Raw genomic sequence first — 22,701 nt, forward strand, 5'->3', positions numbered from 1 at the left:
ATCTTTTCTGCTTCATCACAAGCTTTGCTCATGCACAGTGGCACGTGTAGGAGCTGCCGAAGGCTGCGATCTTCGGCCCGTAGGGACGCTGAGCGTCCCCGGCTGCATTCCCACGCAGAGCGGGGGAACGATCGGAACCCGGGGACACAAATCAAGCTTTTGTCGCGACGAAGACGCCCTTTGAATACTCGATGACGCCTTGCTGTAAACCCATCGGAACTCTTCCGGCAGCTTGCCGATTTCGTTCTATCGTTAGATCCAAATGGCTGGATTTTCCAGGGTTTAAAGGTTGCGGGAGAAGATGTCTGCGCCTAAGTTGCACGCGAGTCTTTTCCCCGCGATCGGAACGCGATCAACACCATAAGAGGTGAAGAAATGTCGAAGGAATCACGCCCTGCCGTGCTTGGGCTGATAGGCAATACTCCGCTGGTGCAGGTCACCCGCTTCGATACCGGACCGTGCACGCTGTTTCTCAAACTTGAATCGCAGAACCCCGGCGGCTCGATCAAGGACCGTATCGGTCTGGCGATGATCGACGCCGCTGAGCGTGACGGCCGCCTGCAACCGGGCGGGACGATTGTCGAGGCCACTGCCGGCAATACCGGTCTGGGTCTGGCGCTGGTCGGCCGGGCCAAAGGCTATCGTGTGGTGCTGGTGGTGCCGGACAAGATGTCCACCGAGAAAGTCCTGCACTTGAAGGCCATGGGCGCCGAAGTGCACATCACCCGCTCCGATGTCGGCAAGGGCCATCCCGAGTATTACCAGGACGTCGCGGCGCGTTTGGCCAAGGACATTCCCGGAGCGTTTTTCGCTGATCAGTTCAACAACCCGGCCAATCCGCTCGCCCACGAATGCAGCACCGCGCCGGAGATCTGGGCGCAGACCGAACATGATCTGGACGCTATCGTCGTCGGCGTCGGATCGGCCGGCACGCTGACCGGATTGAGTCGCTTCTTCAAGCGCGTGCAACCGAATCTGGAAATGGTCCTCGCCGATCCGGTCGGCTCGGTGATGGCGCAATACAGCCGCGACGGCACCTTGCCGACGCCCGGTTCGTGGGCGGTCGAGGGCATTGGCGAAGACTTCATTCCGTCGATCACCGACCTGTCCAGCGTGCGCCACGCCTACTCGATCAGTGATGCAGAAAGCTTCGATCACGCCCGCCAACTGCTTAAGGCCGAAGGCATTCTCGGTGGCTCATCGACCGGCACCCTGTTCGCTGCCGCGCTGCGTTATTGCCGCGAACAGACCGAGCCGAAACGCGTGGTCAGCTTCGTCTGCGACACCGGCACGCGCTACCTGTCGAAGGTCTACAACGATCAGTGGATGACCGACCAGGGCCTGTTGCAACGTAAGGGCTACGGCGATCTTCGCGACTTGATCGCACGGCGTTTCGAGGACGGCCGGGTGATCAGCGTCGGCCCGGACGACACCCTGCTCACGGCGTTCCAGCGCATGCGTCTGGCGGACGTTTCGCAATTGCCGGTGCTGGTCGAAGGCAAGCAACTGGTGGGCGTGATCGATGAGTCCGACATCCTCCTCGGCGTGCACGAAGACGCCGCGCGCTTCAGCCAGTCGGTGTCCAGCGTGATGACTGACAAATTGCAAACCCTCGCCCCGGCTGCAACCCTGGCCGAACTGGAAGCGGTGCTCAGCCGTGGCCTCGTCGCGATCATCGCCGACGCGTCCGGCTTCCATGGCCTGATCACCCGCACCGACATGCTCAACCAATTACGGAGATCCCTTGCATGAGTCAGCACGACGATAAATCCCAAGGCTTTGCCACCCGGGTGATCCACGCCGGGCAACAGCCCGACCCGACCACCGGCGCACTGATGCCGCCGATCTACGCCAACTCCACCTACCTGCAAGACAGCCCCGGCGTGCACAAGGGTTTCGACTACGGCCGCTCGCATAACCCGACGCGCTTTGCCCTGGAACGCTGCGTAGCGGATCTTGAAGGCGGCACCCGCGCCTTCGCCTTCGCCTCGGGGCTGGCAGCGATTTCCACGGTATTGGAACTGCTGGATGCCGGCTCGCACATCGTTTCCGGCAATGACTTGTACGGCGGCACGTTCCGCCTGTTCGACAAGGTCCGTCAGCGCAGTGCCGGGCACCGTTTCAGCTTCGTCGACCTGACCGATCTGTCGGCGTTCGAAGCGTCGCTGCAGGACGACACGCGCATGGTCATGGTCGAGACCCCGACCAACCCGCTGCTGAGCCTGTCGGATCTGGCCGCCATCGCGCGCATCTGCCGCGCACGCGGGATCATCTGCGTCGCCGACAACACGTTCGCCAGCCCGTATATCCAGCGCCCACTGGAGCTGGGTTTCGACATCGTCCTGCACTCGACCACCAAATATCTGAACGGCCACTCCGACGTGATCGGCGGCATTGCCGTGGTCGGGCAGAACGCCGAGCTGGCGGAAAAACTTGGTTTTCTGCAGAACGCCGTCGGCGCGATTTCCGGGCCGTTCGATGCGTTCTTGACTCTGCGCGGAGTGAAAACCCTGGCTCTGCGCATGGAGCGTCATTGCAGCAACGCCCTGGATCTGGCGCAGTGGCTCGAGCAGCAACCGCAGGTCAAGCGCGTTCACTATCCGGGCCTTGAGTCGCACCCTCAGCATGAGCTGGCCAAGCGGCAGATGCGTGGTTTTGGCGGGATGATTTCTGTTGATCTGAACAGCGATCTGGCCGGTGCGCGGCGGTTTTTGGAGAACGTGAAGATCTTTGCGTTGGCGGAAAGTCTGGGCGGTGTGGAGAGCCTGATCGAGCACCCGGCGATCATGACCCACGCGACCATTCCGCCGGAAACCCGTGCGAAGCTGGGGATTGGCGACGGGCTGGTGCGGTTGTCGGTCGGAGTGGAAGACGTTGAAGACCTGCGCACCGACCTGGCCCAGGCATTGGCAAACATTTAACAAGCCCCACACAACGAAGCCCGCGCAATGCGGGCTTCTTTTTCTGTCCGTCGATCTCCCCGCCGTGGCGGTTCTCGAGGCCGGTCCTATACTCAATCGGTTCGATCAGAATCATGTCGACACCCGCACGCCACTCGGTGTGCCCGTGCCTTTCGCCAACCAGGTAAACCCAGGCCAATGAGTCGTGGCGTCTATATGCATCGCGCGCGATTGATCGCTGTATGGCAGCCGGGTCGTGGAGAAAACCATGAAATACAAGTTGTTGTCAGGCGTGCTTCTTGCGGTAGCGGCCAGCGTCGTGATGCCCAATGTCTGGGCGGCGCAACCGCAGGCAGTGGCTTCTGATGGGGCCGATAAGGTCGGGGCCGGCGCGGTGGCTTCTGACGGCGCCGATCATGTCGGCGCCGGTGCGGTAGCTTCTGACGGCGCCGATAAGGTCGGGGCTGGCGCGGTAGCTTCTGACGGCGCCGATAAGGTCGGGGCTGGCGCGGTGGCTTCTGATGGCGCCGATAAGGTCGGCGCCGGTGCGGTAGCTTCTGACGGAGCCGATAAGGTCGGCGCCGGTGCGGTGGCTTCTGACGGCGCCGATCATGTCGGAGCAGGTGCGGTGGCTTCTGACGGCGCCGATAACGTCGGCGCCGGTGCGGTGGCTTCTGACGGAGCCGATAAGGTCGGGGCCGGCGCGTTAGCTTCTGACGGCGCCGACAAGGTCGGGGCTGGGGCTTTGGCGGCGGATGGCGCCGATAAGGTCGGCGCCGGTGCGGTAGCTTCTGACGGAGCCGATAAGGTCGGCGCCGGTGCGGTAGCTTCTGACGGAGCCGATAAGGTCGGCGCCGGTGCGGTGGCTTCCGACGGCGCCGATAAGGTCGGAGCAGGTGCGGTGGCTTCTGACGGCGCCGATAAGGTCGGGGCTGGCGCGGTGGCTTCCGATGGCGCCGATAAGGTCGGGGCCGGGGCTTTGGCGGCAGATGGCGCCGACCGTACCGGCGTGAACCGTTTGGCCTATTCTCGAGTCGGAGTCGGTTCTGATCGCGTGGCATCAGCGCTGATGACCGGCAGCTATTCCGACCAGTTCAATAGCCCGCAATAAACGCCCCGGTGTAACGGGCCGGTTCCTTGAGCCGCCCGTTCACATCGGCCTTTACAGCATTTGTTCAACCGCTTCGCCTTGTCGATCACGCAGGGCGCGCAACGTCGCGCGTAACTCGGCCGGCCGCACAGGCTTCGACAGAATCGCAATCTGCCGGTCATGCAAGGCTGCCTGAATCTTCTCGATTTCGTGCCCGGTGATGATCATCGCCGGCACTGCCCAGCCGCGCTGCCTGCGCACTGCGTCGATGCATTCGATGCCAGTGGCGTGGGTGCCGAGGTCATAGTCGGCGACGATGATGTCGCAGCCAGTCACCAGATCTTCAGCTGACAACTCGGCCTGAACCACACAGCCCCAGCGTTCAAGCAACGCTGAGGTTGCCAGCAGTACGTTGCGATCATCCTCGACCAGACACACCTTCAGCCCGGTCAACAAACCCACCTGCCGGGCTTCACCGTGAACGACCCGTGACTGCGGCGCCGCTACGATCGGCAACCCTGCAAGGGTCACAGCTGTGCCGCGCCCCAACTGTGAACGCAGAGCGACTTGCACATCGATCAGTTCACCCAGACGCTTGATGATCGACAGGCCCAGGCCGACACCCTCGACATCCTTGTCGCGAAGCTGCCGCACCCGATAAAACTCCTCGAAAACCTTGTGCAGGTGCTCTTCGGCAATACCATTGCCGCAGTCATAAACAACAATGGCCAGCCCTGCCCCGCGTTTGCGTACACCCATCAGCACCGGCCGCTGCGCGCCGTATTTGAAGCAATTGGAGAGCACGTTCTGCACCATGGTCGCCAGCAGCGCCGGGTCGGTTCTGACCCAGTGGGTACACGGTCGCAGCCGCAGCTCGACGCCCGCCCACCGTGCCGCTTCCTGATGTTGCTGGACAATGTCCGCGAGCCATTCACCGAGGTTCAACGTTTGCATTTTTGCTTCGACCCGGCCGTTATCCAGGGTGTAAAGGTCGAGAATTGAACGGAACAGTTGCGAAACATTGAGCAGTGAGCGGTCGATGTTGTCGACCAACCGCCGCTCGTCATCTCCCAAGCGCGACTCGCGCAAACAGGCGGTAAACAAGCCAATGGAGTGAATCGGCTGACGCAAGTCGTGACTGGCCTGCGCCAGAAACCTCGATTTCTCCAGATTCGCCGCCACCGCTTCTTCCGATGCCTTGCGTGTGCGCTCCAACAGCAAATGCGCATAGAACGGAATCACCGTGCTGGTAATCAGCAGCATCAGCACCATGAACGGCTGCGCCTGCCAATACGGCGTCAGGCGATAGACCACCAGCAGCGCCACCAGCGCAAGCCCGGTGGCAATTGCCAGGTAGCGCGAGCCGTAGCGCATGCCGTTGCCAAGGTTGACCCAGACCATCACCGCGTACAGCGGCAGCGCCGCTTCGCCGCCGATCACCAGCCCGAAACAGGTACCGGTGTAATCGTGGACCATGGCAAAAATCCGCCGCGCTGGATAATGCCCCGGCCAACGCGCAATGGCTTGGCGAAACACGATGGACGCCAGCAGGAACAGGCTGATGTAGGTGATGACCGGCAGGTAGGTCTCGAAGCGATGGCCCGGCAGAAAGACCAGTACGACCATGTAGACCACCGCGATGGCGGCGATGATGATGCGCAGATTGGCCTGGTCGAGTTCGGTGTTTTTCTCGAACTTCATGGGAAACGTCCTTGTGCAGCGATTGCAGTTTCGGAAGCAGCCTACAGGCAACCTTCGCGTCCAGTGCTAAGGTGCAGGCCTTGAATCACGCCTGACCCAGGGAGGGTCGCGTCATGACGTGCCGGATCATCATAGCCGACGATCACCCACTGTTTCGCGAAGCAATGCTGCGCACCGTGCAGCGCTTGCTGCCCGAAGCGAATATCTGCGAGGCCGGCGACTTCGACGCTGTGCTCAAGCTACTGTCAGAGGGCAACGAGCCCGACACGCTGATGCTCGATCTGCGCTTTCCCGGGCTGACCTGCATCACTCAACTCGCCGACTTGCGAGCACGATTGCCGCGCACCACGCTGATCGTGGTGTCGATGGTCGACGACCAGGCGTTGATCAGTGAAGTCATGGCGGCGGGCATTGACGGTTTCATTGGCAAGAACATCGCGCCGGATGAGATCGGCCAGGCGATTCTGGCGATCCGTGAAGGTGAAGTGCTCGTGAAGTCGGCGCCGTCAGGCCTGTTGCCGCTGGAAACCGCGACGACGCTCACACCGCGTCAGCAGGACGTGCTGCGTTTGATCGCGCAAGGCAAAACCAACAAGGAAATCGCCCGTGAACTGGATATTTCACCGTTCACGGTGCGCATCCATGTGTCTTCGTTGCTGCGCACGCTGGACGTTCCTACGCGGGCGGCAGCGGCGGTCAAGTACTCGGGGCTGTGAAACGTTTTTACGGGTCAACCTGCGCCATCAGATCCGGCACCGACTCCGGCCGTTTCGCATAGCGCTGGGCCAATACCGCGCAGACCATCAGTTGAATCTGATGGAACAGCATCAGCGGCAGAATCAACACGCCGATGGTGCTGCCGGCAAAGAGTACCTGCGCCATCGGCACGCCGGTGGCCAGGCTCTTTTTCGAACCGCAGAACAGGATGGTGATGCGGTCTTCCTGATTGAAGCCAAAGGCTTTGCCCAAAAAGGTCGAGGCCAGTAAAACCAGCGCCAGCAGAATGCAGCAGACCACCACCAGGCCGAACAATTCGAACAACGGAATCTGCTGCCAGATGCCTTCGTTTACGGCTTCGCTGAATGCGCCGTACACCACCAGCAGAATCGAACCCTGATCAACGAATTTCAGCCAGTTCTTGTTGCGCCCGACCCACGCGCCGATCCAGCGCCGAGCAATTTGCCCGGCAATGAACGGCAGCAGCAACTGCACACTGATTTTGACGATCGCATCGAGGGTCGAACCGCCGTCGCCGTGCACGTTGAGCAGCAGCGTCACCAGCAGCGGTGTAAGGAAAATCCCAAATAGACTGGACGCCGCGGCACTGCAGATCGCCGCCGGAATATTACCTCGCGCCAGTGAGGTAAACGCGATGGCCGACTGCACGGTGGCCGGCAATGCGCACAGATAGAGCATGCCCATGTACAGCTGATCGCCAATCAGCGGTGACAGCAACGGTTTCAGCGCCAGGCCGAGGATCGGGAACAGTACGAAGGTCAGGCCGAACACCAGCAGGTGCAGACGCCAGTGGCCGGCGCCGGCGATGATCGATTCGCGCGACAGCTTGGCACCGTGCAGGAAAAACAGCAGGGCGATGGCGATGTTGGTCAGCCAGCCGAAGCCGACGGCAACTTGGCCGCTGGCGGGCAGAAAACTGGCCAGCACAACCACAGCAATCAAAGTCAGGGTGAAGTTATCGGGTAAAAAACGTGGGCGCGTCATGAAATTCATCCGGGGGTTGCCAGTGCGTGCCGACGACTCTAACGTGACTGGCAGTTACCGACTAACGCCGAAGAGCCGCAAGATGCCGCCTAAAGGACAGAGCAAAAGCGTTCGCCGCAGTGTTCCCGGACTTCCCAGCCTGCCGCGCCCGGTTTACGGACGCACCGAATCGCTGCCCAATCGCGCCCTCACCCGGCGTCATAGTCATCCGTGGGTGCAGTTGTCCTATGCGATTCAAGGCGTGCTCGAAGTGCAGACCAGTGCTGGCCGTTTCGTCGCGCCGCCGGAGCGTGCGGTGTGGATTCCGGCCGGCGTGCCGCACCGGGTGTTCAGCGCACCGCATACGGAAATGCGCAGCCTGTACATCGACAGCAGCGTCACCGGTTGGGCGGCTGAACATTGCCATGTACTCGGCGTCAGCGATTTGCTCAGAGAGTTGATTCGCGCCTTCAGTCAGGTGCCAGTGGAATACGAGGAAAGCGGCCCTGACGGACGCTTGGCCCAGGTGATCCTTGATCAATTGGCCGACGCGCCGACCATCGACTTGATGCTGCCGCTCCCGCAAGACCCGCGCTTGAAGCAGATCTACCAGAGCCTTGAGCAACACCCCGAACAGCAGACCACGCTGAGCCACTGGAGCGAAAAATTCGGCGTCACTGAAAAGACCCTGACCCGCCTGTTTTTGCGCGACACCGGCCTGACCTTCCGCGCCTGGCGCCAACGCCTGCGCCTGCTTGGAGCACTGACGCCGCTGGAGAAAGGTGAGCGTGTGACTGACGTAGCGCTGGCCTGCGGATACGACTCGACTTCGGCATTTATTGCCGCGTTTCGCCAGCAGTTTGGCGAGACGCCGGGGGAGTTTTTCCGCTGACACTTCGTTTTTGCCGAACTGTCAGTCAGAAATAAACGATTTTTCTTTGCTCCAAATCCATCGCTAGCATGGCCCCGTCTGACTTTGATTGAGAACAGAAGATGATCCTTGTGGGAGCGAGCCTGCTCGCGAACGCGGTGGGTCAGCAACCTCAACTTCACTGTTCCATCGCATTCGCGAGCAGGCTCGCTCCCACAGGGGGATGCGCTTGCCGTTGGATCAGCGATAACACTGCAAGTAACAAGACAGGGGAGCGTGTCATGCCTGCGACGAACATCAATATCGGCGAACCCTGGATGTGGGGCGCCTTCATCGTCTTCGTTCTGGCCATGCTGGCCCTGGACTTGTTTGTCTTCGGCGGGCGCAAGGCGCACCGAGTGTCGGTGCGGGAAGCGTCGGCCTGGGTGATTGCCTGGTGCCTGTTGGCACTGAGTTTTGCCGGGCTGCTCTGGTGGTATCTGCACGGCGAATTCGGCGGTGAAATCGCCCGGCAGAAAACCCTGGAATTCCTCACCGGCTATCTGATCGAGCAGTCGCTGTCGATCGACAATATGTTCGTCTTCGTGATGATCTTCAGCTATTTCGCCGTGCCGCCGGAATTACAGCGGCGGGTGCTGCTGTACGGCGTGCTGGGCGCGATTGTCATGCGCGCGATGATGATTTTTGCCGGTGTGTGGCTGGTGTCGCAGTTCGAATGGCTGCTGTATGCCTTCGGGGTGTTCCTGATCATCACCGGGATCAAAATGCTGGTGTTTGCAGACCAGCAACCGGATCTCGATAACAACCCGCTGTTGCGCTGGGTTCGCGGGCATATGCGCATCACCAGCGGCTTTCACGGCGAGAAGTTTTTCATCCTGCAGAACGGCGTGCGCTGGGCGACACCGATGTTTCTGGTGCTGGTGCTGATCGAGGCCAGCGACCTGATGTTCGCCGTCGACAGCATTCCGGCGATCTTCGCCGTCACCACCGACCCGTTCATTGTCTTCACCTCGAACATCTTCGCGATCATGGGCCTGCGCGCGCTGTACTTCCTGCTGGCGGACATGGCTGACCGCTTTCACCTGCTCAAATACGGGCTGGCGATCGTACTGGTGTTCATCGGCGGCAAGATGGTGCTGATGCCGTGGTTCCACATGCCGGTGGAATGGTCGCTGGCAATAGTCGGGACGGTGATTCTCGGGTCGGTGCTGTTGAGCCTGGTGACCAGCCGCGAGGCAGAACGCCGCACCGAATGACACAACACAACCCACCTGTGGGAGCGAGCCTGCTCGCGAATACGCCGGATCATTCAACATAGGAGTTGAATGACACCCCGCTTTCGCGAGCAGGCTCGCTCCCACATTTGAAGTGCGGCGCACTTATTTATCGGACTTGATACTGGTCCACACCCGCGTGCGCACCCGTTCCATTTTCTGCGGCAACGGTTGCACCACATACAGGGTTTTCAGCGCTTCGCTGGTCGGGGTCAAGTTGGGGTTGTCGGTGATGTCCTTGTTGACCAGCGGCATCGAGTCCTTGTTGGCATTCGGGTAACCGAGGAAATCACTGATGGGTGCGATCACTTTCGGATCGAGCAAGTGGTTGAGGAATTCGTGAGCCTCGGCAACGTTCTTCGCGCTTTTCGGAATGGCGAACGTGTCGAACCAGATCGGCGCGCCCTCCTTCGGCAGACGCCAGTCGACCACCACACCGTTGCCCGCCTCTTTGGCGCGATTGCCGAACTGGTAGAAGCTGCCGGAATAACCGATCGCCACGCAGATGTCGCCGTTGGCGATGTCAGTCATGTACTTGGCCGAGTTGAAGTAGGTCACGTAAGGGCGAATCTTCATCATCAAGGCCTTGGCCTTTTCATAGTCCGCCGGGTTCTGGCTGTTCGGATCGAGGCCGAGGTAGTGCAGGGCCAGCGGCAGGATTTCCGACGGCGAGTCGAGCATCGCCACGCCGCAGGCCTTGAGCTTTTCCATGTTCTCGGGTTTGAACACCAGATCCCAACTGTCCACTGGCGCGTTATCGCCCAGGGCAGCCTTGACCTTGGCCGGGTTGAAGCCGATCAGCACGGTGCCATACATGTACGGCACGCCGTACTGATTGCCGGGGTCGTTGGCATCGAGCAACTTGAGCAAGGCCGGATCCTGGTGCTGCCAGTTCGGCAGTTTCGACTTATCGAGTTTCTGGAAGACGCCGGCCTTGATCTGGGTTTCGATGAACTGATTGGACGGCACCACCAGGTCGTAACCGGAGTTGCCGGTGAGCAGTTTGGCTTCCAGGGATTCGTTGGTGTCGAAGGTGTCCCAGGTCACTTTGATCTTGCTTTGCTCGGCGAAGTCCTTGGGCACTGAAGGCAGGATGTAATCCGCCCAGTTGTACACCCGCAGTTCGCGCTGCTCGGCCTGGACGGCGCTGGCCAGCAGCGTCAGGCCACACACGGTGGCGCCCAGAATGCGTTTGATCGTGACCATGGTTGTTTCCCCGAATGCGACGTGAGATCGATGGTTTTTATGTTCTGTACACGGCAGTGGCTGTAACGATAGCCAAGGGCAAAAAAGGTCGAGCCTGTTGTTATGGTTTCGATTCTTGCTGACAGCGTAGCGCGGTGACAGTAGGCGGCAGGCCAAAAGGGGATCGATATGGCCAATTTCCGTGACCGCTGAAATGCGCAAACAAAAATGCCCGGCGCTGGGCCGGGCATTGCTGGATTGCGGTTGCAGTCAGTCGGTATAGCCGAGTCTGGCCGCCCTGCTCTGCTGCGCCTGACCGCGAGTTGCCAGGCAGTAATACAACGGCACGGTGACCACCAGGCCAACCAGCCACGACAGGTCGGCCCCCTCCACCAGATTGGCGTAGGGCCCGACGTATAGCGAGGTGTTGGCAAACGGCAGTTGCACGATGATGCCGATGAAGTAGGCAATGATCGCGTGCAGGTTGAAGCGCCCGTAGATGCCACCGTCGGCGCGGAAGATCGAGGTGATGTCGTAGTTGCCGCGCTTGATCAGGTAGAAATCGATCAGGTTGATCGACGCCCACGGCACCAGCACCAGCAACAGCGCCAGAATCAGTCCGATGAATTCGGAAATGAAATCCGCCGAAGCACTGAGGGCGACCACACAGCACGCGGCCAGAATCACGCTCGACAGCACCACGCGCACTTTGATACTCGGCGTCCACTGGCTGGCGAACGTCTGGATCGAGGTGATGATCGACAACACCGCGCCATACAGATTGAGCGCGTTGTGGCTGATGATGTTGAGCAGAAACAGCACCATCAGAATCGGCCCCAGCCAACCGGTGGACTGCTTGACCGCTGCCATCGCTTCAGTGCCTTCCGGCGTGGCCAGTACGGCGACTGCGCCAAAGCTGAACGACAGAATCGTGCCCAGCGTCGCGCCCAGATACGTCGCCCAGAAGGGTTTGGCGATACCGATGTCTGCTGGCAGATATCGCGAGTAGTCGGAGACGTATGGCGAGAAGCTGATCTGCCAGATGATGCCCAGCGACACCGTCGCCAGCCAGCCGGACAGGTTGAAACTGCCGCGCGTCAGGAAGTCTGCCGGCAAGTCATGGGCGAAGATGTAGATGAAGCCTGCGAGCAATGCGCCGCCCATCACCCAGGTGCCGATGCGGTTGAGCGTATGGATGAAGTTGTAGCCGATCACACCGATCGCGGTGGCGGCGAGCGCGCCGATCAGAATGCTCAGCGGCGCTGGCACAGACGGCGCAATGCCAACGATGGATTTGCCGGCCAGCACGATGTTGGAAATGAAGAAGCCGATGTAGATGAGCGCCGCAAAGAACACGATCAGCAGTGCGCCATAACGACCGAACTGACCGCGACTCTGGACCATTTGCGGAATGCCCATGCGCGGGCCTTGGGCCGAGGCCAGCGCGATCACCACGCCGCCGATCATGTGCCCCAGCGCAATCGCCAGCAGCCCCCAGAACAGATTGAGGTGGAACACCTGAACCACCATGGCGCCGGTGACGATGGGCAGTGGCGCAATGTTGGTGCTGAACCAAAGAGTGAACAGATCGCGGGCCTTCCCGTGGCGTTCCGCGAGTGGGACGTAATCGACCGTATGATTCTCGATCAACGGATCTTGCCGGGACATCTGGGACATATGCATGAACTCGAGTTTGTCTGTTTTTATCTTTGTATGAAGCCAAACCGGGAGGACTCTTGGGTCGCCCCTCAGATGCAGACCATATTATGGTATTCCAAACTTTGCACAAGCCTGATCCGCTGATTCTGTCGCCCTCTGATCCGCTATCCTCGCTGATCCCACCCCTGCACGGCTAGCTGAACGCCCCGTAAACATTGCCTTTCCGACGAAAGTGGCACGTTTATCGGTTCACCAGAAAAGCTCTTGCAAGATATGTATTACGGTATACCATCAGACCTACAAACCATAAAAACCGCGTCACACCACCCGAGGACCACCCAATGATCGATGCTGCCATTTACAAACAAGTCATGGGCTCGTTCCCGTCCGGCGTCACCGTCATCACCACGCTGGACGACGACGGCCAGATCGTCGGCCTGACCGCCAGCGCGTTCAGCTCGCTGTCGATGGACCCGGCGCTGGTACTGTTCTGCCCCAACTACAGCTCCGACTCCTATCCCGTGCTGATCAAGAACAAACGCTTTGCGATTCACCTGTTGTCCAGCGTGCAGCAAAGCGAGGCCTATGCCTTCGCGCGCAAAGGCAAGGACAAGGCGCAGGGCATCGAGTGGACGTTGAGCGAACTGGGCAACCCGATCCTCGCCAATGCGACGGCGGTGATCGAGTGCGAGTTGTGGCGTGAATACGAAGGTGGCGACCACGCAATCATGGTCGGCGCGGTGAAGAACCTGATCGTCCCTGAGCAGGTCGCCGGACCGCTGGTGTATTGCCACGGCAAGATGGGTGCGTTGCCGGTTGTGGCGTGATTTCACCAGATCTCGGATAGCCCATGTGGGAGCGAGCCTGCTCGCGAAAGCGATGGGTCAGTTGTTACATTTTTGACTGACCCGACGCCTTCGCGAGCAGGCTCGCTCCCACAGGTTTTGGTGTTGCCTGGGCGACCGTGTCAGGTCCGGAACCGGCTCACCAGCTGATTCAACGTCTGCGACAACGCCGTCAGGTTCTGCGCGTCCTGGCGAGTCGAATCCGCCAGGCTCGCGACCAACTGCGCATCACCATGAATCTGGCTGATGTGGCGATTGATGTCCTCTGCCACTTGATGCTGTTCCTCCGCCGCCGTGGCAATCTGCGTGTTCATGTCGCGGATCACGTCGACCGATTCACGGATCAATTCAAAACTCGCCCGCGCCTCGTTGATCGACACCACGGTTTCCTGCGAGACCTCGAGGCTGGCGTGCATCTGCTTGCCCATCTGATGGGTGCGCCGCGCCAGATTACCCAGCAGTGCATCAATCTCACCGGTGGAATCCGCGGTGCGTTTGGCCAGCGCGCGGACTTCATCGGCGACCACGGCAAAGCCCCTGCCCTGTTCACCGGCGCGCGCCGCTTCGATGGCGGCGTTGAGCGCGAGCAGATTGGTCTGCTCGGCAATCGAGCGGATGGTGCCGAGGATCGACTGGATGTCGTTGCTGTCCTGCTCCAGTTGCTGCATCGACTCGGCACTGTGGCCGATCTCCTGACTCAAGCGCCCGACGTTGCTGACCGCCGCGTCGATCTGCTGCTGCCCGGTGTGTGCCTGACGCTGACCGTTGTCTGCCGAATCGGCCGCCTGACTGCACGAGCGCGCAACCTCGTTGGAAGTGGCGACCATTTCGTGAAACGCCGTAGAAACCATGTCCACCGCCTCACGCTGACGCGAAGCGACGTCGGCCATTTCCGCCGAGACTTCGGTGGCGCTGCCAGAGCTGCTGTGAATCTGCCCCGCTGCCTGGCCGATGCGCTGAATCAACGTACGAATCGCTTCAAGAAACTGGTTGAACCAGCCCGCCAGTTGCGCGGTTTCGTCCTGCCCGCGTACTTCCAGTCGCGCGGTCAGATCGCCCTCGCCTTGAGCGATACCTTCGAGACCACTGGCGACACCGCGAATCGGCTTGACCATCAGTCCGGCAAACCACGCGCCGGCCATCGCAAACAGCAACGCGCAAACCACAGCGATAGCGCCGATCAGCCAGGTCAAACGCGTCGCCCCGGCCATCACTTCACTGGCTTTCACCAGCCCGACAAACCGCCAGCCCAACGCCTGCGACGGCCAGACCAGCGCCATGTAATCCTCGCCGGCCAATTGCACCTCTACCAGGCCTTTGCCCGCCTCGGCCAGTTGCTGATAACCGTCGCCGAGATCGCTGAGTTTCTTGAAGTTGTGCGCCGGATCGCTCGGGTCGACCAGCACGGTGTTGTTGGCTTCCATCAGCATCAGATAACCGCTCTCGCCGAGGCGGATCTGCTTGACCAGATCGGTCAATTGCTTGAGCGACACGTCGATGTTGACCACGCCCGCATTGCTGCCCAACTGGTTGTTGAAACTGCGCACGGTGCTCACCAGCACCACGTCATCCGCCGCCCAGTAATAGGCCTCGGTGCGCAGCGTTTTGCCAGGATTAGCCATCGCCGTTTTGTACCAGGGGCGGGTGCGCGGATCGTAGTTCGCCAGTTGCGCATCGCCCGGCCAGAACAGATAACCGCCCTGCTCGGTGCCGACGGACAGATAGGTATAGGCCGGATGCGCCTTGGCCAGACCGTCGAACAGCTTGAACAGCTGTTGATCCTGCGGCCCCATCGGCGCTTGCGCGGCGTCACTGCTCAGGTAACGTTTGAGGCTGGTGTCGATGCTCTGCAGTTGCGGATGCTCGGCCAGGTAGGCAACGTTCTGGCTGATGCCCTCGAAAAACAGCTGCATCGCGTTTTCCACCTGGCGCACTTCGCGCCCGGTGCTGTCGGTAAAGGTGTCGCGCGCGCCCTCGCGGACATTGAGGATGATCAGCGCTGCCACCAGTAACACCGGCAGGCTGGCGATTACCGCAAACGCCAGAGTCAGTTTTTGTTTTATGTTCATTGCTTGCGCCTTCCTTGTTCGAAGTGTCGGTCAGAAATATTTTGCGGATATTCCGTATTATGGTATACCAATATTCAATCAACCGAACAGCCGTCCTCGAAGGCGTGCTTGAATGGTGAGAAGACTCGCGAGCGCACAGCGCTCACGTCAGTTCGACAGGCCCGCACACGACCGGCCAATTACAAAAGACTCGAGGTAGCGTCATGAAATTTTCCCTGTTCGTACACATGGAACGCTGGGACGAAAGCGTCAGCCACCGCCAACTGTTCGAAGACCTGACCGAACTGACGCTGATGGCCGAGGCTGGCGGTTTCAGCACCGTGTGGATCGGCGAACACCACGCCATGGAATACACCATTTCCCCAAGCCCGATGCCGCTGCTGGCCTACCTCGCAGCGAAAACCACCACCATCCACCTCGGCGCCGGCACCATCATCGCGCCGTTCTGGCACCCGCTACGCGTTGCCGGCGAATGCGCCCTGCTCGACGTGATCAGCAACGGCCGCATGGAAGTCGGCCTCGCACGCGGCGCCTATCAGGTTGAATTCGACCGCATGGCCGGCGGCATGCCCGCCTCCAGCGGCGGCCAGGCATTGCGGGAAATGGTTCCGGTGGTCCGCGCCCTGTGGCAAGGCGACTACGCCCACGACGGCGACATCTGGAAATTCCCCACCTCGACCAGCGTGCCGAAGCCGATCCAGAAGCCCAACCCACCCATGTGGATCGCCGCCCGCGACCCCGACTCGCACAACTTCGCCGTGGCCAACGGCTGCAACGTCATGGTCACGCCATTGATGAAAGGCGACGAAGAAGTCCTCGACCTGAAGAACAAATTCCAGACCGCACTGGACAACAACCCCGACGTACCGCGCCCGCAATTGATGGTGCTGCGCCACACCCACGTGCACACCGCTGATGACCCGGATGGCTGGAAAGTCGGCGCGAAAGCCATCTCACGTTTCTACCGCACTTTTGATGCGTGGTTTGGCAACAAGGAAACGCCGGTCAATGGCTTCCTCGCGCCGAGCCCGGAAGAGAAGTTTGCCGGACGTCCGGAGTTTGAACTGGAGAGCCTGCACAAGACCGCGATGATCGGCACGCCGGAAGAGATCATTCCGCGGATCAAGTACTACCAGGAACTGGGCGTGGATGAGTTCAGTTTCTGGTGTGACAACAGCTTGCCGCATGAAGAGAAGAAGAAGTCGTTGGAGTTGTTTATCAAGCATGTGGTGCCGGCGTTTCGCTAGAGGCTTGTGCGTCCTTGAACATGGCAAAAAGGGCGACTCCGCCAGGAGCTCGCCCTCTTTCATTTCTGTAATGTCGAGGTGAAATACTCATCGCGCAACGTACTACTCTCTCCTTCCGCCAAACCAGCACTTGCGTACAAGTGCCTTTCGCATTTTGCGCGGATAGTGGCCGTTGCCCATTCGGCATCCATTCTTGCCACACACGATCACAAGGAGTTTGCATGAGCACCTTCAAGACCCAAGACGGCACCGAGATCTATTACAAGGACTGGGGCAGCGGCAAGCCCGTGCTGTTCAGCCACGGCTGGCCGCTGGATGCGGACATGTGGGAATACCAGATGGAATACCTGAGCAGTCGCGGCTACCGCACCATCGCCTTCGACCGCCGTGGTTTCGGTCGCTCCGATCAACCATGGACCGGCTACGACTACGACACTTTTGCCGATGACATCGCCGGCTTGATCAACCATCTGGACCTGCGCGACGTGACCTTGGTCGGCTTCTCGATGGGTGGCGGCGACGTCAGCCGCTACATTGCCCGCCATGGCAGCGAGCGCGTTGCCGGTCTGGTATTGCTCGGTGCGGTCACGCCGCTGTTCGGCAAGAAAGCCGACTTCGCAGACGGCGTCGACAAATCGGTATTCGACGGCATCAAGGCTGGCCTGCTGAAAGATCGCGCGCAGTTCATCGCTGACTTCAACACGCCGTTCTACGGCATCAATCAGGGCCAGAAAGTCTCTGACGGCGTGCTCACGCAAACCCTGAACATCGCACTGATGGCCTCGCTCAAGGGCACCGTCGACTGCGTGACGGCGTTCTCGGAAACCGACTTCCGCCCGGACATGGCCAAGATCGATGTGCCGACCCCGGTGATCCATGGCGACGGCGACCAGATCGTGCCATTCGAGACCACCGGCAAGCAGGCGGCCACGCAAATCAAAGGCGCCGAGTTGAAGGTTTACGCCGGCGCGCCGCACGGGTTCGCCGTGACCCATGCGCAGGCATTGAATGAGGATCTGCTGGCGTTCCTCAATCGTTGAAACGCTTACCGGGATGAGGCATTTTTGCCTCATCCCGACTCTCCAGTGTTGTCGTCTCCCTCCGAAAGCCCCGAATTCAAAGGCCTCAGCCTGCCTGCATCAGTTTTTTATCTTCATATCCCAGCTTAATAATATTTTACCGATACCCCCTCTCCCTAGTCTGACCTCAAGCCAAACGGACAAGCCAACAGCGGCCCGAATCCAACTGCCTTGTTAGGAAGGATGTAGAGATGACCCCAGAAACAATAACAACAGACACGCTGATCGTCGGTGCCGGCCAAGCGGGTGTGGCGATGAGTGAGCACCTGAGCAAACTCGGCATTGCGCATCTGGTGCTGGAGCGCAATCGCATCGCCGAACGCTGGCGCACCGGACGCTGGGACTCGCTGGTAGCCAACGGTCCGGCGTGGCATGACCGTTTTCCCGGTCTGGAATTCGATGACGTCGACCCCGACGGTTTTGCCCCTAAGGAGCGAGTAGCCGATTACTTCGAAGCCTATGCGAAGAAATTCAATGCGCCGATCCGCACCGGCGTCGAAGTGAAAAGTGTGGTGCGTAACGTCGGTCGCCCGGGTTTCACAGTCGAAACCTCCGAAGGCGTGATCGAAGCTAGCCGAGTCGTCGCTGCAACCGGGCCGTTTCAGAAACCGGTGATCCCGGCGATTGCCCCGCATGACGAACGCCTGCTGCAGATCCACTCCGCTGACTATCGCAATCCGCAGCAACTGCCGGCAGGCGCGGTGCTAGTGGTCGGCGCAGGCTCTTCCGGGGTGCAGATTGCCGATGAGCTGCAACGTTCCGGCAAGCAGGTTTACTTGTCGGTGGGTGCCCACGATCGCCCGCCTCGCGCCTACCGCAACCGCGATTTCTGCTGGTGGCTGGGGGTGCTCGGCGAATGGGATCAAGCGGCAATGAAACCCGGCCGCGAACACGTGACCATCGCCGTCAGCGGCGCTCATGGCGGGCGCACCATCGACTTCCGCGGTCTGGCCCATCGCGGCATGACGTTGGTCGGGGTTACCGAATCCTTCAACGACGGTGTGGTGACTTTCAAACAGGACCTGGCGGCCAATCTCCAGCGTGGCGATGAGAACTATCTAGCGCTGCTCGATGCTGCCGACGCCTACGTCGAACGCAACGGCCTCGACCTGCCGCTAGAGCCCGAGGCGCGGGAAATGTTTGCCGACCCCGAGTGCGTGAAAAACCCCTTGCGCGACTTGGATCTGCGCGAGGCCGGCGTCACGTCGATCATCTGGGCCACCGGGTTCGCCGTGGACTATTCCTGGCTGAAAGTCGCGGCACTGGATGCGCAAGGCAAGCCTGTGCATCAGCGCGGCGTGTCGAGCGAACCGGGAATTTATTTCCTCGGCCTCCCGTGGCAATCGCGGCGGGGTTCGTCGTTTATCTGGGGCGTGTGGCACGACGCCAAACATGTCGCTGATCACATCGCCACCCAACGCAAATACCTCGAATACCGCGATGCCGAACAGCGTGAAGCACAGCCGCATTCTTCTGCGCAAAGACAGTTCGTCGACGCTTGATTTCCTCTTATGCCCCGGTGCCGATTGCACCGGGCCACATCCTCTCTTCAGGAGCCGCCCATGAGCCAGCCAACCCACACGCGCATCCGCATGTTCAACACCAAAGACACCTACCCCAACCAGACCCTGGACAACGACTTGTGCCAGGCCGTACGCGCCGGCAACACGGTGTACGTGCGCGGCCAGGTCGGCACCGATTTCGATGGCAATCTGGTCGGCCTCGGTGACCCGCGCGCCCAGGCCGAACAAGCCATGCGCAACGTCAAACAATTGCTCGAAGAAGCCGGCAGCGACATGAGCCACATCGTCAAGACCACCACTTATTTGATCGACCCGCGTTATCGCGAGGCGGTGTATCAGGAAGTCGGCAAATGGCTCAAGGGGGTGTTCCCGATTTCCACCGGGCTGGTGGTCTCGGCGCTGGGCCAGCCGCAGTGGCTGATGGAGATTGATGTGATTGCGGTGATTCCCGAGTAAGTCAGGAAAACCCAGTCGTGGCCTTCGCGAGCAGGCTCGCTCCCACAGGGGCATGTATTTCAAAGTGAGAGCGAGCCTGCTCGCGAAGGCGTCAGCCCAGACACACAAGGAGTTCAAAAGATGACCTTTTCCATCACCGCCCGCTGCCCCGACACTGGCCAGTTCGGTGTCGCCATCAGTTCTTCCAGCATCGCCGTCGGCGCCCGCTGCCCGTGGCTGTTGCCCGGTGTCGGCGCGGTGTCGAGCCAGAACATCACCCTGCCGTCGCTCGGGCCGGAAGTCCTCGCCCTGCTGGAACAGGGCGTCGCCCCTGAAGCCGCGCTGGATCAGGCGCTCACGCGCAACGGCTACAGCCAGTATCGGCAGATCACCGCGATCAACCACCTCGGCCAGACCGCGCACTTCAGCGGCGCGCAAACCCTCGGCGTGCACAACGCCGTGACTGGTGAACAATGCGTCGCCGCCGGCAACATGCTCGCCGGGCGCGAAGTCATCGAGGCCATGGTCAGCGCGTTCGAGCACGGCGAAGGCCAGCTCGCCGAGCGCCTGCTCGAGGCTCTGCATGCGGCTCAAGCCCTCGGCGGCGAAGCCGGGCCGGTGCATTCGGCAGCGCTGCTGGTGGTCGGCGAACAGACCTGGCCCATCGTCAACCTGCGCGTGGACTGGGCCGATGAAAACCCGATCGGCCAGTTGCAAAAACTCTGGGATGCCTACCGTCCACAATTGCAGGACTACATCGATCGCGCCCTCGATCCGGCCAAGGCACCGGGCTATGGCGTTGCCGGAGATGATCGATGAACAGCGTCGAGCTGCTCAGAACGCTAGTGAGCTTCGACACCACCAGCCGTGAATCGAATTTGCAGTTGATCGAATTCGTCCGCGATTACCTCGCCAGTCACGACGTAACCTGCGCGCTGATTTACAACGACGAGCGCAGCAAAGCCAACCTGTTCGCCAGCATCGGCCCGGTTGACCAACCGGGCATCGTGCTGTCCGGGCACACCGATGTGGTGCCGGTCGACGGCCAGCCGTGGACGCTATCGCCATTCGAACTCAGCGAGCGCGACGGCAAGCTGTTCGGCCGTGGCACGGCTGATATGAAAGGCTATATAGCCTGCGTGCTGGCGCTGGTACCGAGCCTGGTGGCAACGCCTTTGCGCCTGCCGGTGCATATCGCGCTGTCTTATGACGAGGAAGTCGGCTGCCTCGGCGTGCGCTCGTTGCTTGAGGTTTTGCAGCAGCGTCCGGTGAAACCGTTGCTGTGCATCATCGGCGAACCGACCGAGCTGAAACCGGTGCTCGGTCACAAAGGCAAACTGGCGATGCGCTGCGAGGTGCATGGCCACCCGTGCCATTCGGCCTATGCGCCGCTCGGGGTCAACGCCATCGAATACGCCGCCGAACTGATCGCCGAACTGGGGCGGCTCGGCCAGCAACTCAAGGCCCCCGAACATCACGATGCGCGATTCGATCCGCCGTTCAGTACCGTGCAAACCGGGCTGATCACTGGCGGCAAGGCGTTGAATATCGTCCCCGCCGACTGCCGCTTCGATTTCGAGATCCGCGCCCTGCCCTCGCAGGATCCGGCTCTGGTTGCCGATGCGCTGACGGCTTACGCCGAACGCGAAGTGCTGCCACGCATGCGCGCTGTGAGTGCGCACAGCGACATTTGTTTCAGCGAACTGTCGGCGTATCCGGGCCTGGTCACCGACGCCCACAGCCAGGCCGCCGAGCTGATCGCGGCGTTCTGCGCTTCGAAGGAATTTGGCACCGTGGCGTTCGGTACCGAAGGCGGTCTGTTCGACGCCGTGGGCATTCCGACCGTGGTATGCGGCCCCGGCAGCATGGATCAGGGCCATAAACCCGACGAGTTCGTCAGCCTCGATCAGCTGAAAGCCTGTGACGAGATGCTGCTACGCCTGCTCGATTTCATCAGCGTGTAAACCTTGGCCCGGCGTTCAGGCGTACAGCCGGGCCAATTCCTCGCGGCAATGATCGACAAACAACTGCACCGGCTTGGTCAGTTGCACCCGCCGCAGCCACGCCGCCGACAAACCCGAGCCGGTGACGGTTTCGGCCAGTGGCACGCAGACGACTTTTTGCCCGTCGTAGGTGTAGTCGCTGAACGGCTTGGTCACCAGAATCGAAAAGCCGAAACCATTGGCGACCATGCCGCGCACCATCTCGATCGACGGTGAGCTGAAGACGATATTCGGCGTCAGGCCGCGCTCTTCAAAAATGCTCACGAAGTACGTCCGGCTCGGCACCACGTCGAGCAGGATCATCGGTTCCAGCACCAGATCATGCAGCGAGACTTTCGCCTGTTGCGCAAAACGATGATCGGCCGGCAACAACGCATACGGTTGCTGCGGTGGCATCAGCGACGAGGTTTCGATGGTGCTGTCGAGGTCGTGTTCGAAGAGCATCGCCACATCAATGCTGCCCGCGGTTAGCGCTTGCACCAGTTCCTGCTGTTCACCGTCGCGGATGCGGATCTCCACGCCCGGCCAGCGCTGCTTGAAGCCGGCGATCAGGCGCGGCAGATACAGCGGCGCAACGGTTTCGAAACAGCCGATATCGATCTGCCCGGCGACCACATCGTTGTCCGCCAGAGCGTTCTGCTCGAACTCGTGAGCCACCCGCAACAGCTCCAGCGCCTTGCGATAGAAGCGCGAACCGCTGGGCGTCAGTGACACGCCCTGCGCGTGATGGCGAATGAACAACTGCACACCGAAGCTCTCTTCCAGGTGCTTGATCGCCGTGGACACTGACGGCTGCGCGATGTAGAGCTTGCGCGATGCTTCGGCGACGCTGCCGCAGTCGGCTGTGGTGACGAAGTATTTGAGCTGGCGCAGGTTGTAGGCAGCCATGGGGTACCTCCACAAAGATCAAAAGATCGCAGCCTTCGGCAGCTCCGGCGCTGCATATCGAGGCTTGAACATACCGGACGCCCGCCGCAGCCGGAGCATATTTTTTAAGGTCTGAAGCAACAAACTTACTAATTTATCTATCCCGGGGCTTTGCACATGATCACTTCAACAAGAAATGCGCCACCCGTGCCGGCGCTTACCGAAGTACGTCCACGTACTCATCCTTGCCTT

General features: G+C 60.6%; 19 protein-coding genes and 1 pseudogene. 13 read left to right on the forward strand and 7 right to left on the reverse strand.

Annotation, left to right across the window (positions count from 1 at the left end; all coding sequences use genetic code 11):
* Positions 1-375: 375 nt before the first annotated feature.
* From ACZZZ4_RS24420 to ACZZZ4_RS24430, 3 genes are all read left to right on the forward strand, one after another.
* Positions 376-1,752, forward strand: coding sequence for a pyridoxal-phosphate dependent enzyme (locus ACZZZ4_RS24420; RefSeq protein WP_463538344.1), 1,377 nt, complete (start codon positions 376-378; stop codon positions 1,750-1,752).
* A complete protein-coding gene (locus ACZZZ4_RS24425; protein WP_415762228.1) occupies positions 1,749-2,921 on the forward strand; it encodes a cystathionine gamma-synthase in 1,173 nt (390 codons plus the stop codon). Before ACZZZ4_RS24420 ends, ACZZZ4_RS24425 begins: the two co-directional genes overlap by 4 nt.
* A gap of 247 nt (positions 2,922-3,168) precedes the next feature.
* Positions 3,169-4,011, forward strand: coding sequence for a hypothetical protein (locus ACZZZ4_RS24430; protein WP_463549016.1), 843 nt, complete (start codon positions 3,169-3,171; stop codon positions 4,009-4,011).
* Between the two features lie 51 nt (positions 4,012-4,062).
* Here the strand turns inward: ACZZZ4_RS24430 and ACZZZ4_RS24435 are convergent, their stop codons facing one another.
* Positions 4,063-5,691: an ATP-binding response regulator gene (locus ACZZZ4_RS24435; protein WP_415762226.1), complete on the reverse strand. Its 1,629-nt coding sequence runs from the start codon at positions 5,689-5,691 to the stop codon at positions 4,063-4,065.
* A 113-nt stretch (positions 5,692-5,804) separates the two neighbouring features.
* Here ACZZZ4_RS24435 and ACZZZ4_RS24440 point away from each other — a divergent pair, with 113 nt between their 5' ends.
* The gene (locus ACZZZ4_RS24440; protein ID WP_463549017.1) at positions 5,805-6,407 is read left to right on the forward strand and encodes a LuxR C-terminal-related transcriptional regulator; all 603 of its coding nucleotides are present in this window, start codon (positions 5,805-5,807) and stop codon (positions 6,405-6,407) included.
* Positions 6,408-6,414: 7 nt separating this feature from the next.
* On the opposite strand, the gene ACZZZ4_RS24445 is transcribed toward ACZZZ4_RS24440, so the two are convergent.
* The gene (locus tag ACZZZ4_RS24445) at positions 6,415-7,413 is read right to left on the reverse strand and encodes a bile acid:sodium symporter family protein (RefSeq protein ID WP_463549018.1); all 999 of its coding nucleotides are present in this window, start codon (positions 7,411-7,413) and stop codon (positions 6,415-6,417) included.
* A gap of 82 nt (positions 7,414-7,495) precedes the next feature.
* Between ACZZZ4_RS24445 and ACZZZ4_RS24450 the strand changes: the two genes are divergently transcribed.
* Entirely contained in the window at positions 7,496-8,284 is a 789-nt protein-coding gene (locus tag ACZZZ4_RS24450) for an AraC family transcriptional regulator (RefSeq protein ID WP_463549313.1), read from the forward strand.
* Between the two features lie 260 nt (positions 8,285-8,544).
* Positions 8,545-9,519 (forward strand): TerC family protein, encoded by a 975-nt coding sequence (locus ACZZZ4_RS24455; protein ID WP_463549019.1) that lies wholly within the window; start codon positions 8,545-8,547, stop codon positions 9,517-9,519.
* A 123-nt stretch (positions 9,520-9,642) separates the two neighbouring features.
* On the opposite strand, the gene ACZZZ4_RS24460 is transcribed toward ACZZZ4_RS24455, so the two are convergent.
* Both ACZZZ4_RS24460 and ACZZZ4_RS24465 read right to left on the reverse strand, forming a co-directional pair.
* Complete coding sequence (locus ACZZZ4_RS24460) at positions 9,643-10,743, reverse strand: polyamine ABC transporter substrate-binding protein (RefSeq protein ID WP_016775035.1); 1,101 nt, start codon at positions 10,741-10,743, stop codon at positions 9,643-9,645.
* 249 nt (positions 10,744-10,992) lie between these two features.
* Complete coding sequence (locus tag ACZZZ4_RS24465; RefSeq protein WP_463538350.1) at positions 10,993-12,399, reverse strand: purine-cytosine permease family protein; 1,407 nt, start codon at positions 12,397-12,399, stop codon at positions 10,993-10,995.
* A gap of 323 nt (positions 12,400-12,722) precedes the next feature.
* Between ACZZZ4_RS24465 and ACZZZ4_RS24470 the strand changes: the two genes are divergently transcribed.
* Positions 12,723-13,208: a flavin reductase family protein gene (locus tag ACZZZ4_RS24470; protein WP_016775037.1), complete on the forward strand. Its 486-nt coding sequence runs from the start codon at positions 12,723-12,725 to the stop codon at positions 13,206-13,208.
* Between the two features lie 140 nt (positions 13,209-13,348).
* On the opposite strand, the gene ACZZZ4_RS24475 is transcribed toward ACZZZ4_RS24470, so the two are convergent.
* Both ACZZZ4_RS24475 and ACZZZ4_RS24480 read right to left on the reverse strand, forming a co-directional pair.
* Positions 13,349-14,116 (reverse strand): methyl-accepting chemotaxis protein, encoded by a 768-nt coding sequence (locus tag ACZZZ4_RS24475; protein WP_405045588.1) that lies wholly within the window; start codon positions 14,114-14,116, stop codon positions 13,349-13,351.
* Positions 14,117-14,254: 138 nt separating this feature from the next.
* Positions 14,255-15,295 (reverse strand): annotated as a pseudogene (locus tag ACZZZ4_RS24480) (cache domain-containing protein); the annotation flags it as partial.
* 203 nt (positions 15,296-15,498) lie between these two features.
* On the opposite strand from ACZZZ4_RS24480, the gene ACZZZ4_RS24485 reads away from it, so the two are divergent.
* The 6 genes from ACZZZ4_RS24485 (at position 15,499) to argE (ending at position 21,543) form a co-directional block, all read left to right on the forward strand.
* On the forward strand, positions 15,499-16,542 hold the full coding sequence (locus tag ACZZZ4_RS24485; RefSeq protein ID WP_463549020.1) for an LLM class flavin-dependent oxidoreductase: 1,044 nt from the start codon (positions 15,499-15,501) through the stop codon (positions 16,540-16,542).
* 221 nt (positions 16,543-16,763) lie between these two features.
* Complete coding sequence (locus ACZZZ4_RS24490) at positions 16,764-17,582, forward strand: alpha/beta fold hydrolase (RefSeq protein ID WP_463549021.1); 819 nt, start codon at positions 16,764-16,766, stop codon at positions 17,580-17,582.
* 230 nt (positions 17,583-17,812) lie between these two features.
* Positions 17,813-19,123, forward strand: a complete 1,311-nt coding sequence (locus tag ACZZZ4_RS24495; protein ID WP_463549022.1) for a flavin-containing monooxygenase — start codon at positions 17,813-17,815, stop codon at positions 19,121-19,123.
* Positions 19,124-19,183: 60 nt separating this feature from the next.
* Entirely contained in the window at positions 19,184-19,600 is a 417-nt protein-coding gene (locus ACZZZ4_RS24500) for a RidA family protein (RefSeq protein WP_039763092.1), read from the forward strand.
* Positions 19,601-19,720: 120 nt separating this feature from the next.
* Positions 19,721-20,398, forward strand: a complete 678-nt coding sequence (locus tag ACZZZ4_RS24505) for a DUF1028 domain-containing protein (protein WP_463549023.1) — start codon at positions 19,721-19,723, stop codon at positions 20,396-20,398.
* Entirely contained in the window at positions 20,395-21,543 is a 1,149-nt protein-coding gene (gene argE / locus ACZZZ4_RS24510) for an acetylornithine deacetylase (RefSeq protein WP_463549024.1), read from the forward strand. Before ACZZZ4_RS24505 ends, argE begins: the two co-directional genes overlap by 4 nt.
* Positions 21,544-21,558: 15 nt before the next feature.
* Here argE and ACZZZ4_RS24515 read toward each other — a convergent pair whose 3' ends face one another.
* Positions 21,559-22,470 carry a LysR family transcriptional regulator gene (locus tag ACZZZ4_RS24515; RefSeq protein ID WP_039763097.1) on the reverse strand — a complete coding sequence of 304 codons (912 nt, stop codon included), beginning with the start codon at positions 22,468-22,470 and terminating at the stop codon, positions 21,559-21,561.
* Between the last annotated feature and the right edge of the window lie 231 nt (positions 22,471-22,701).

The sequence above is a fragment of the Pseudomonas sp. AC252 genome, assembly GCF_979258105.1.